This window comes from Bacillus sp. GW821-FHT01G09, assembly GCF_059422205.1.
Map to the genome: position 1 here is coordinate 161,719 of NZ_JBWKWL010000005.1, position 11,724 is coordinate 173,442.

9 protein-coding genes are annotated in these 11,724 nt (G+C 46.1%); 2 read left to right on the forward strand and 7 right to left on the reverse strand.

Annotated features, from left to right (window positions below):
- The first annotated feature begins 9 nt into the window (after positions 1-9).
- Positions 10-1,245: a proline utilization transcriptional regulator PutR gene (gene putR, locus AC07VD_RS17185; protein WP_003234651.1), complete on the forward strand. Its 1,236-nt coding sequence runs from the start codon at positions 10-12 to the stop codon at positions 1,243-1,245.
- Positions 1,246-1,281: 36 nt separating this feature from the next.
- On the opposite strand, the gene AC07VD_RS17190 is transcribed toward putR, so the two are convergent.
- The 3 genes from AC07VD_RS17190 to AC07VD_RS17200 all read right to left on the reverse strand — a co-directional run bounded on the left by AC07VD_RS17190 (position 1,282) and on the right by AC07VD_RS17200 (position 3,982).
- Positions 1,282-2,139: a TIGR03943 family putative permease subunit gene (locus tag AC07VD_RS17190; RefSeq protein ID WP_024572105.1), complete on the reverse strand. Its 858-nt coding sequence runs from the start codon at positions 2,137-2,139 to the stop codon at positions 1,282-1,284.
- 4 nt (positions 2,140-2,143) lie between these two features.
- A complete protein-coding gene (locus AC07VD_RS17195) occupies positions 2,144-3,028 on the reverse strand; it encodes a permease (RefSeq protein WP_163189219.1) in 885 nt (294 codons plus the stop codon).
- Positions 3,029-3,127: 99 nt separating this feature from the next.
- Positions 3,128-3,982, reverse strand: a complete 855-nt coding sequence (locus tag AC07VD_RS17200; protein WP_086343430.1) for an alpha/beta fold hydrolase — start codon at positions 3,980-3,982, stop codon at positions 3,128-3,130.
- 161 nt (positions 3,983-4,143) lie between these two features.
- Here AC07VD_RS17200 and ffoR point away from each other — a divergent pair, with 161 nt between their 5' ends.
- Positions 4,144-5,154: a ferredoxin--NADP(+) reductase gene (gene ffoR, locus AC07VD_RS17205; RefSeq protein ID WP_217018619.1), complete on the forward strand. Its 1,011-nt coding sequence runs from the start codon at positions 4,144-4,146 to the stop codon at positions 5,152-5,154.
- 31 nt (positions 5,155-5,185) lie between these two features.
- Here ffoR and cobA read toward each other — a convergent pair whose 3' ends face one another.
- From cobA to nasC, 4 genes are all read right to left on the reverse strand, one after another.
- Entirely contained in the window at positions 5,186-6,637 is a 1,452-nt protein-coding gene (cobA, locus tag AC07VD_RS17210) for a uroporphyrinogen-III C-methyltransferase (RefSeq protein WP_130573381.1), read from the reverse strand.
- A gap of 60 nt (positions 6,638-6,697) precedes the next feature.
- A complete protein-coding gene (gene nirD, locus AC07VD_RS17215; protein WP_003246252.1) occupies positions 6,698-7,018 on the reverse strand; it encodes a nitrite reductase small subunit NirD in 321 nt (106 codons plus the stop codon).
- Positions 7,019-7,049: 31 nt separating this feature from the next.
- Complete coding sequence (gene nasD / locus AC07VD_RS17220) at positions 7,050-9,467, reverse strand: NADPH-nitrite reductase (RefSeq protein ID WP_029946275.1); 2,418 nt, start codon at positions 9,465-9,467, stop codon at positions 7,050-7,052.
- A gap of 120 nt (positions 9,468-9,587) precedes the next feature.
- Entirely contained in the window at positions 9,588-11,720 is a 2,133-nt protein-coding gene (gene nasC / locus AC07VD_RS17225; protein ID WP_494721871.1) for an assimilatory nitrate reductase catalytic subunit NasC, read from the reverse strand.
- Positions 11,721-11,724 lie beyond the last annotated feature (4 nt).

The following is an 11,724-nucleotide window of genomic DNA, read 5'->3' on the forward strand; positions in this document are numbered from 1 at the left end:
GAAAAAGGTATGGAAGAGCTTTTAGAGAGAGTTTTTTCATTTTCAGATGTTGATAAGCTAATTGATTTTATTAGCTATGAACTGCAAAAGCCAGTGATACTGGAAAGCGCGGATTTCTTTTTGTTAGCCTATAATTCTTACTATATTAACCATTTTGATTCTGCCAACCAGCAGACTATTTTTTCGAAAAAGTGTCCGGTCCAGATTTTTGAGAGGTTTCTGAAGGACGGAATTATTGAAAAATTGAAAACAGAGCCTGAGCCTTTTCGCGTCAATAAAATTGAAAGCATCGGGTTAAACCAGAGGGTGGTCGTGAGTGCAAAGCACAAAGGGGAAGTCATGGGCTACATCTGGATTCAGGAGCTGGACCAAAATCTGACGGATGAAGAGCTCGACTTTTTGTACGAGACCTCCTTCCATGTCGGGAAAATCATTTATAAAACGAATAAATTGAAACAGGAAAAGGAAGAAAAAGCAGAGGATCTCATCAAACGGGCGATTTATCAGCAATTTACCTCTGAGAAGGAACTCAGACGGGAAGCTGAAAGGATCAACACCGTGCTGCCTTCCATGTTTTCAGTTGTTATCCTGCACGCCGCAAATGGGGATGGGGAAGCGGTTGAGGATCTAAAGGAAAATATCAGGTCGTACCTGAATTTACGGGATAAGGTCAGTCATGTCTTAACGATCGAATCAAACATTGTCATCGTCGTAGCGAGTTTTTCCCAAAAAAGCTCCGTCTCCTCAGCAGCTTCTGAGTTTATTAACAAGCTGTTAACACATTTTCACTTTCAAAAAATACCTACCCCTATTTATATCGGTATCGGAAACGAATATAATCACCTATTAAAACTTGGCAAGAGCTACACAGAAGCACTTGAAGTCATCAAAGCCGCAGAAATCACCGGCAATCAGGAAAACATTCCATATGAATATGCTAAACTCGGCATTTACCGTTATTTAGAAAGCATCGAACAGAAAAATGAATTTTTAGAATACGAGAATAAAGATTTAGCTTTATTAAAAGCGAAAGACGAAGAAAGCAGCACTGAGCTGCTCAAAACCTTGGAAATCTATCTCCTCAACAACTGCAAAACAAAACCAGCGGCAGAACAGCTGTTTATTCACCAAAATACATTGAATTACCGCATCAAACAGATTACTGAGATGACGTCGATCGATTTAAGCGATTTCAGAACGCGGTGCCAACTCTATCTCGATTTGATGCTGATGAAAAAGAAATAAAAAAGAAACCAGTACTTGTACTGGTTTCGTCTTCACTTAAAATCCTCTGTAAACATACGGATCATCAGGTTTTTTAATGGTATTCCAGTCAGTTACTTTGACGACAGGGAGAGTTGACTTGAATGGCTGGTAATATTCTGAGGCCAGAGTGCCCTTAATGTGAATCCATTCATCATCCTTGATGTCCATGTCCTTCGGAAATTCCACAAGCATCCCGTACACGCCGGAATCAGCGATACAGTGAATGATGCCAAACCTTAATACGAACAGCTGATTTTTGTTAATTGCGTTTCCTTTGTAAGCAAATCCATGGAAATCTATCGTCCGTCCGAGAAATTCACCCGGATAGTTATAGATGGTTTCCATTCCTTTTAGGAAATCGTCATCGGTCAGAGAAATCTCTTTTTTGCTGGAATACTTATTAAACAGCTGTTTCATTTGTTTGTCATAGCTGTCTTGCGCGTAATAAAGGCTGGCATCAGGCCGCAAATACTGTGTTTGGGAGTAGTGATCTCCGCTCTCCATCGCCTTAAACGAGAACCCTTTTGTTTTGACAATGGATGAGTCAAGCGTTGCAATCGGGAAGAAGATGCCTGACACCAAAGGAAAAAGAAAAACAACATAAATCAAATAACGCTGATAAAATGGCTTGTTTTGTTCATGGTCATGCTCGTGATCATGACCGCACCCGCAATCATGGTCATGGTGATGCCCGCTTTTTTCAGGCGACTTGATAAATAGGTACGCTTGGACGGCGGTCAAAATGGCCAGCAGGAAGATCGCAATAAAGGAAAGATAGGAATATTTCATATTGATATATTTTGTTAGATTTCCTGAGGCATGCAGATGATAAAAGAAAAACGTAAATCCCATCAGCACCAATAGACGAAACACCCAATCACCCCTTTACCAGTAGTGATCCCGCTAAAACAATCACGACAATGTATGTAATCAGCAGGAAAACAAATCGTTTTTTGAAGGCCGCAAGCATCATCAATAGATTCTTAATATCCACCATTGCGCCAAAGACGAGAAAGGCGATTAACGATCCTAATGAAAATGTGCTGCTGAAGGAAGACGCGATGAACGCATCAACTTCTGAACAAAGCGACAGGACAAACGCCAGACCCATCATCACGAGGGAAGAGGATACATCATTCTGCCCGATCGCAAGCAGAGTGGATGTTTTGACATACGTCTGCATAGCGGCTGCGATAAAGGCGCCGATGATTAAATATTTCCCCACGGAGAAAAATTCATCAATGGCATGCCGCAAGGTCCCGCCCAGTTTTTGGAGCAAGGTGCCGTGATAATGATGGTGGTGCCCGGGTTCATCAGGCTTTAAAAGCTGGTTATCCTTAAATTGATAGGATAAGATGACCCCGATGATCAGCGAAACGGCGAGAGCCAGTCCGCCTCTGTAAAAGACAACGCTCCATCTATTCCCGAACGCAATATAAGTAGAAAATAAAACGATAGGATTAATGATAGGCGCGGTCAGCATGAAAGCAACCCCCGCATGCAGAGGAACTCCCTTTAACAGAAGCCGCCTCGTAATCGGGATGATGCCGCATTCGCAGGCGGGAAATAAAACGCCGGCCAGCGCACCGAATAAAACGGCGAGAAAACGGTTTTTCGGCATGATTCTTGCAATCATTTCTTCAGAAACAAACATTTGAATGATTCCGGAAAGTATGACGCCAATCAGAATAAACGGAATGGCTTCTATTAAAATGCTGATAAAAATAGAATTCAGCTGAAGAAAAGATGATTGTGCTGTCACAATAAAACCTCCGCTCATGTTAAGCTGCCTTTCTTATGATACCAGAAAAAAAGGCACTGCTTGTTTGACGGAGGAGGGGAAAGGATCGTTTCACTTTGGTTAGGATTCCAAAAAGCCGAGTAAGATACTGTCTGTTTCTGCAGCTTCTTTTCCGAGCCAAATCAGGTGTCCCCATGAGTGAAGCAAACAGAGAGCAGCGCCACGAATGTGCTCTTTTGCATGATGTGCATGTGACAAGTCAACCAATCCATCATAAACACTTTGCATAATCAGCACGGGAGATATGATGGCTTGCAGGTCTTTTAAAGAGACAGCGGCGGTTTGTGACAAGTCAATCAGAAATCCTTCACCCGAGCGCTGCCGGCTGTTCATTTTCCGAAATGCTTCTATGTCTTTTTCATCCATTAAGGACTTGATTCGCTGAAACGGAATCGTGCTGAATTGGGGGCTCATAGCTCGAAACATCAAACGCGGGAAAGCGTTATTCAAAGAAGAAATCAGCTTCCATATCCACTTTTCCACCGGCGGGCGGAAGAGAATTCTCCCCAATTTATATTCAGTGTCTTTTGGGGTGAGCCATTCTTTGGTGACCGCGGATTGCAGGGTCAATGTATTTACTCTTTCTGGATAATGTGAGGCAAAGCATATGCCGCTCGGCCCTCCTGCTGAGATGGCGATCACATGGACACTGTCGATTTGTAAATGATCTAATAATTTCACATAGAAACGGCAGGCGTTGGCAAGACTTTTTCCAATTTCTTTTGACGTTCGTCCATAGCCGGGCCTTGAAGGCGTAATGATGGAATACCCTTGCTCAATCAACGCTGTGTATCCGAATTCCTCGTAACAATTTGAATGCCCGCCATGCATGACAAGGATCGGAGTTCCCTTGCCTGTCACAGAATATTCTAGTGTACTGCCATCGAAGGTGATCGTTTCGACTCGTCTTTTCATCTGTTTCACCCAATTGGTTTTTGCCTATTATAGAGTTTTGAGCAATTGACCACAAGGTAAAAGAAATGAATAAACAAAGGTCCTTGAAATATGATATACTTTGTATTGATATTCATTCTCAATTAAAACTTTGATATAGATGTGAACGGGAGGCAGGACGGATGGCTGAGAATCAAGAGGTATATGACGTTACGATTATAGGCGGGGGGCCGATTGGGCTGTTTACTGCTTTTTACTGCGGGATGCGGGAGCTAAAAACAAAGGTAATCGAATTTTTGCCGAAGCTCGGAGGGAAGGTGTCTTTATTCTTTCCTGAGAAAATCATTCGCGATATCGGCGGCATACCGGGGATTGCGGGAAAGCAGCTGATCGAGCAGCTGAAGGAGCAGGTGGCAACGTTTGATCCTGATATCGTATTGAATCAGCGTGTGACCGGGTTTGAACACCTGGATGACGGCACCATTGTACTGACGGGTTCTGAAGGGGAAAAGCACTATACAAGAACTGTGATTTTGGCTTGCGGCATGGGTACACTTGAGGTCAATGAGTTTGACAGCGAGGATGCGGCCCGTTATGCGGGCAAAAATCTTCATTACGGAGTGGAGAAGCTCGATGCGTTTAAAGATAAGCGCGTGGTGATATCAGGCGGCGGAGATACTGCGGTTGATTGGGCTAATGAGCTTGAACCGATTGCGGCGTCTGTGACTGTCGTTCATCGGCGTGAGGAATTCGGCGGAATGGAAAGCAGCGTGACGAAAATGAAGCAATCATCGGTGCGGGTGCTTACTCCTTATTGTCTAGAGCAGCTGAGCGGAGATGAAGAGCGCATCAAAAGCGTGACGATTTGTCATACTGAATCAGGCCAAAGGGAAGATATAGAGGTTGATGAGCTGATCATTAATCATGGCTTCAAAATTGATCTAGGGCCGATGATGGAGTGGGGGCTGGAGATTGAAGAAGGAAGGGTGAAAGCTGACAGACATATGCGAACGAATCTTCCGGGCGTGTTTGTGGCGGGCGATGCGGCTTTTTATGAAAGCAAGCTGAGATTAATTGCCGGCGGCTTTACCGAAGGCCCGACAGCAGTCAACAGCGCAAAGGCTTATTTGGATCCTAAGGCTGAGAATATGGCGATGTATTCAACCCATCATAAAAAATTGGTACATAAATAAAACAGCCCTTGGGGGAAAGGGCTGTTTGCCATCAGCTGTGAAGGAGTTTTCTTTCCGCTTGTTGATTTTGGATGAAAGCAAACAATTCATCTTGTTCTTGGACGACTGTGAATCCATAAGCTTCGGCAGCTGAGTCATCGCCTATACAGACGATAGGGGGCCGGCTTGCTGACGGTTCCGGCGAAATGCCAATTTGTTCGCCACCATTGATCAATTGCTGAACGGACAGCTTGTTCGGGCAAATGACCATGTGCAGCGGGGATTCACTGATGGTACGCTGAATCATGTGGGTGAACCGATCATCTATGACGTTTTCATGAGTGATATAAAACGAACAGGATTCATGCTTTTGCATGTTTTCCACTGCATGGCGGCTCCCGACAACAAGACGTTTCTCTGAATCAGGCTGAATGGCGGTGACAAGAAAGCCCCGTTTCTCAAGCTCTGTCTTTGCTTGCTCAGATGCTGCACTCAGTTTGGCTGTCAGCTGGCGGATGTCGATTTTCTGAGAAGCCAGTGCTCTGAAAAATTCACAAACCGCCCGGCGCGATGTGAAAAAAATGTCTTCAAAGGTGCCAATCTTTCGAAGAATTTCTTCATTGACAGGCATGTTTTCGGTCCGCCATTTCGGCCACTCGATGACATCGGCGCCGGAATCGCGCAGCTTGTCTGCAAGCTGGTCTTCATCTTCGCCATGAGTCACAACCATCAAATGCCGGCCGATGAGCGGTTTGCTTTCAAACCAGCTGTGTGTTTGAAAGTTGACGATGTCTCCAATGACGATAATCGCAGGGTTTGTAATCTGGTGTTCCTGCACTTTTTGCTGAATGTTCTCAAGTGTTCCTTTCACACTCCGCTGGCGGCCCCACGTTCCCCATTGGATGACAATGACAGGGACAGAAGGCGATTTCCCGTATGAAATAAGCTGCTGGCAAATATAAGACAAGTTCTTGACACCCATGTAAAAAACAAGGGTTTGAACGCTTCGGGCCAGCCCTTCCCAGTCAAGGTTCGGCGTGCCTTTTAATGATTTATCATGCGCTGTAATCATGGCAAAAGACGATGCAAAATCCCGATGCGTGACGGGGATGCCCGCATATAGCGGCGCTGCAATTCCAGAGGTGATTCCCGGCACCATTTCATAGCGAATGCCGTGCTCATGAAGAGCATCTGCTTCCTCGCCGACTCTGCCGAATACGCTCGGATCTCCGCCCTTCAAGCGAACGACGGTTAACCCATTTAATGCTTTTTCAACCAGCAGGGCGTTAATTTCTTTTTGTTTCATAAAATGGCGGTCTGGCAGTTTTCCGCAATAAATAAACTGGCAGTCCGGTGATGCAAATTCGAGCAGCTTCGGGTTGGCGAGCCGGTCATATAAAATCACATCTGCTTCCTCGAGCGCCTGTTTTCCTTTGATGGTGAGCAGGCCTGGGTCGCCGGGTCCGGCTCCCACGAAATATACGATTCCGTTCTTCATGATCATGTCATCCTTCCGTCACTGTAAAAAATGAAGGACCACTAGAAAAGTGATCCGGTCTTTTGATCAATATACGAGATAAACATGTTCTCCTTCGATCAGCGTTTCATATGTTTTGACGCATCCGTGGTCAGGTTCTTGGACGATTCCGTCTTCTAAGGAAATTTTCCAGTCGTGCATCGGGCAGAAAACATATTGACCGCTGACGATGCCTTCTGCCAGGACGCCGCCCTTATGCGGACAGCGGTTTTCAATGGCGCGGATGCTTCCGTCTGAAAGCTTGAAAACCGCGAGCTCCTTATCTTCAATATACACTGTTTTGCCTAATTGTTCAGGCAATTCTTCAATTTTTCCGATACATACTTTTGTTACGTCTTTGTTTACCATGTCCATTCCTCCTCAATGATTGTTTTTGTCATTATGATGTGGTCACGACATTTTCAAATAATTCTTTAGAGGTTTGTTTATCCTCTAAAAAGTCTTTCCACGGATCCTTGTGGACAGAGAGTGTTTCATTCATTCGGCCGTTCAGCTCCTGTCGCTTTTCCGGATCGTTTAACACGGATTGGACATGGGATAAACCGACGCGCTCAAGCCATGCGGACGTACGCTCCAGATAGTTTGCGGTTTCCCTGTAATATTGCAGGTAAGCGCCTGCGTATTCTAAGACTTCTTCATTTGTTTTCACCTTCATCAGCAAATCGCCGGCACGCAAATGGGTTCCGCCGTTTCCGCCGACATAAAGCTCCCAGCCTCCGTCGATGCCGACAACGCCAAGGTCCTTAATGCCGGATTCCGCACAGTTTCGCGGGCAGGCAGACACGGCCATTTTGACTTTGTGAGGCGTGTTCAGCCCTTCGAATTTTTTCTCAAGCGCAATGCCCAGTGCCATGGAGTCTTGTGTGCCGAAGCGGCAGAATTGCTCGCCTACACATGTTTTCACTGTGCGGAGCGTTTTTCCGTACGCGTAGCCCGATGGCATATCAAGATCTTCCCATACCTTCGGAAGGTCTTCTTTTTTCACGCCGATAAGATCAATTCGCTGGCCGCCTGTCATTTTCACGAGCGGGATCTCATATTTGTCAACGACATCGGCGATCTTGCGCAAATCTGTGGAGTTGGTCACGCCGCCGTACATCCGAGGAACGACTGAGTATGTTCCGTCTTTTTGAATATTGGCGTGCATTCGTTCATTAACAAAGCGGGATGTCCGGTCATCCTCGTATTTGGTTGGATTGATCATGCCTAAGTAGTAGTTCAGAGCGGGCCGGCATTTAGAACAGCCTTCTGGCGTTTTCCAGCCGAGCACATTCATGACTTCTCTTGTATGTGACAGCCCTTTGGCTTTGATTTCTTCTACGACTTCATCTCTCGACAATGTGGTGCAGCCGCAAATGGCTTCTTTTTGCGCTGACGCATCAAAGTCTGATCCGAGCGTATGCTGGAGGATTTCTTCTACGAGCGGCTTACAGCCTCCGCATGAGCGGGATGCACCGGTGCATGCTTTGATTTCGTCCGTTGACGAGCAGCCCTTTTCCTGTATGGCTTGAATAATCGCACCTTTTGACACGCCGTTGCAGCCGCAGATGATTTCATCGTCGCTCATCGCTGCGGTTATGCTTGTGCCTGCTTCTTGATTGAGAGGCTGTAAGATTGATATTTTAGAGGTTTCAGAGATATCGGCTTCTTTTTGAATCATAGAAAACAGGCGATTGCCTTCGCTGCTGTCGCCGAATAAAACAGCACCGACAATTTGATTGCCTCTCAGGACGATTTTTTTATAGATGCCGTCCTGCTCATCGAAGACTTTAATCGCTTTTTTCTCCTCTGATTCGTTAAAGTCACCGGCAGAGAAGACCTCGACGCCTGATACCTTTAACTGTGTGGAGAGAACGGAGCCCTCATACGGTTTTGTTTCGATGCCGCAAATATGCTTTGCCAGCACTTTTGCCTGTTCATACAGCGGCGCCACAAGCCCGTAGGCGATTCCTCGGTGCTCGGCACATTCGCCGACCGCGTAAATGTGCGGGATTTCAGTCTGCATATAATCGTTGACGATGATGCCGCGGTTAACCGGAATGCCGCTCTCGGCCCCGAGCGTTGTATTTGGGCGGATGCCGACAGCCATGACGACTAAATCAGCTTCAATGCTTGTGCCATCCTTGAATCGGAGGCCTTCGACACGGTCGTCACCGACAATTTCTTCTGTTTGCTTTTCAAGTAAAAAGGTCATACCTTGTTTTTCTAACTCGTTTTGCAGCAGGCGTCCTGCCGTTGCATCAAGCTGGCGCTCCATCAGGAATGGGGCAAGGTGGATGACGGACACATCCATGCCAAGATTCAGCAGTCCGCGAGCTGCTTCCAAACCAAGAAGTCCTCCGCCAATGACGGCAGCTTTTTTATATTGTTTTGACGCGGCGAGCATTGTGTCTGTATCTTTTATGTCCCGAAAAGCTGTGACGCCTTTTTTGTCTGCGCCCGGAATCGGAAGGATAAAAGGGACCGAGCCTGTCGCCAGGATCAATTCATCGTAAGGCTGGATTCTGTCTGCATCTGTGATGACTGTTTTGTTTTCCGTGTCCACTTTGATGACTGTTTCATTTGTATACAATTGAATGTTGTTTTCTTCGTACCAGTCCCAATCGTTTAACGTAATATCTTTAATATCTGTATCGCCTTGAAGCACTTTTGACAAAAGGATTCGGTTGTAATTGGGATGCGGTTCGGCACCGAAAATTGTGATCTGAAACTCGTCTTTAGCAACACTCAGTATCTCTTCAATGGCCCTTACCCCGGCCATTCCATTACCAACAAGAACTAGCTGTTTTTTTCCCATCAGATGATCCGCTCCTTATCAATGTTTTTTCCAGCGTAGCACAGCAAAAAGGAATATTTAAGATACATGTTATAAAATGTAACAAAATATACGAAAAGTTCTAAAAATTTTATGAAAAATTTAAATAGGTCTGATTCGGACAGCGCATACCTTAAAACCGGGCATTTTACAGGCTGGATCTAAGGCTTCTCCGATTAAATCATTCACATTTTGAGCGTCTGCCCAATGGATGGGAACAAAAACAGTATCTTTTCTGATTTGTTCTGATAATTTGCTGCGGACGGTGATGCTTCCCCGCGGCGATTCTATTTTTACCAGTACACGGTCCTCGATATTGTAGGTCGCTGCTGTTTGCGGATGGATTTCCATAAACGATTCAAAATGTCTCGCGGCAAGGGCGGCGCTTTTTCTTGTTTGGACGCCTGTTAAGTAGTGAGACATGACTCTGCCTGTCGTTAAATAAAGCGGATAATCGGCTGTCGGCTTCTCTTTTGGAACAGATGGTTCGTTTGGAATCACACTTAATGCCGCTTTTTGATCCGGATGAGCAAATGATTCTGTAAACAAGCGCCCAGTTCCGGGATGATCAGATTCCGGACACGGCCAATGAATGCCGCCTTCACGTCTGAGCCTGTCGTATGAGATGCCTGAATAATCGGCAATCCCGCCTCGGCTCGCTTCTCTCAATTCATTAAAAATATCCTCCGCTGACGTATAAGAAAAGTAGCGGCCCTTGCCGAGAGCGGATGCGAGATCACAAATGATCTGCCAATCATGCTTTGCTTCGCCGGGACATGGCCGGCTTGCTTCTCTTAATGTCACGCGTCCTTCTACATTTGTCATGGTGCCTTCATCTTCTAAGTAAGAGGAGGCGGGTAAAATCACATCTGCGTATTTCGCAGTCTCAGAAATAAACAAATCGATTGCAACAAAGAATGTCAGTTTACGTAAAGCCTTTTTTACGAGATTCGCATTTGGACTGGAGACAGCAGGATTGGAGCACATGAGGAACAATCCTTTGAAGTCGCCGTCATTGATTTTTTCCATCATTTCATAGGCTGAGACACCTTTTCGCGGCAGATCATCCTGATGGATTCCCCACACTTGCGCAACATGTGCCCGGTGTTGTTCGTTTTCAATAGATCGATAGCCCGGAAGCTGATCGGCTTTTTGGCCATGCTCTCTTGCACCTTGCCCGTTGCCTTGTCCGGTGATCGCCCCGTAACCTGAGTAAGGCTTGCCGATTTTTCCTGTGATCAGCACCATGTTTAAGAAGCCTTTCACAGCCGCTGTTCCATCGGTTTGCTGTTCAATCCCGCGGGCTGTAAACAGCATGCCGGACGTTTCCTTGGCAAACTTTACAGCCGCTTTTCTTATATCCGCCAGCGGGACACTCGTCTGTTCGGCGATGTCATTCAGGTCCAACGAGTCAGTATGCTGCTTCAGCTCTTCGAATCCATTTGTTCGTGATTGAATGAAATCCTCGTTTATAAGCTGTTCGTCAATGATGATTTTGACGAGGCCGTTGGAAAGGGCGGCGTCTGTGCCGGGTTTGATTTTCAGATGAAGATCGGCGATTTTTGTTGTTGCTGTTTCACGCGGATCAATGGCAATGATGTAAGCTCCGTTTTCTTTCGCTTTTTCAAAATACGGCATAATCGTAGGCTGGCATTCCGCGATATTGGTGCCGGCCAGAATGATCACACGGGTGTGGGGAATGTCTGATAAGGGATTCGTTAAGCCTCTATCGGCTCCGAATGTTTGGTTGGCTGCGGTTGCTGCGGCGGACATACAAAGCCTCCCGTTATAGTCGATGTATTTTGTCTGTAAGCCCACCCGTGCGAATTTCCCTAACAAATACGCCTCTTCATTTGTAATCGAGGCGCTTCCGTATACCGCCATGGCGTCATGGCCGTGTTCTGCTTGGATCATTGTCACTTGGTCTTTAATGTAATTCAATGCTTCTTCCCAGGAAACAGGGATAAACTCGCCGTTTTTCTTCAGCAGAGGGCGGGTGATGCGAGAGGAGTTCAAGGCATGCTGGTGAGCATTCATGCCCTTCATGCATAGCCGACCCTGTGTCGTAGGATTATCAATCCCGATCGCAGTGTACTTTTTGCGCGTGACGATGGTTTGTTCCACGAGCTGCATTTTGCACTGCATGCTGCAAAACGGGCATTGAGTGTCATATGTTTTTTCTGATTGGACGTCTTGCTGTTTATCACGGAAATATCTAAGCAGTCGTTCAGTCAAAATG

Bases quoted from the DNA above. Each gene is read 5' to 3' on its own strand.
- putR (WP_003234651.1), top strand. From the start codon at position 10: ATGGAAGAGCTTTTAGAGAGAGTTTTTTCATTTTCAGATGTTGATAAG.
- AC07VD_RS17200 (WP_086343430.1), bottom strand. From the start codon at position 3,982: ATGAAAAGACGAGTCGAAACGATCACCTTCGATGGCAGTACACTAGAA.
- ffoR (WP_217018619.1), top strand. From the start codon at position 4,144: ATGGCTGAGAATCAAGAGGTATATGACGTTACGATTATAGGCGGGGGG.
- cobA (WP_130573381.1), bottom strand. From the start codon at position 6,637: ATGATCATGAAGAACGGAATCGTATATTTCGTGGGAGCCGGACCCGGC.
- nirD (WP_003246252.1), bottom strand. From the start codon at position 7,018: ATGGTAAACAAAGACGTAACAAAAGTATGTATCGGAAAAATTGAAGAA.
- nasD (WP_029946275.1), bottom strand. From the start codon at position 9,467: ATGGGAAAAAAACAGCTAGTTCTTGTTGGTAATGGAATGGCCGGGGTA.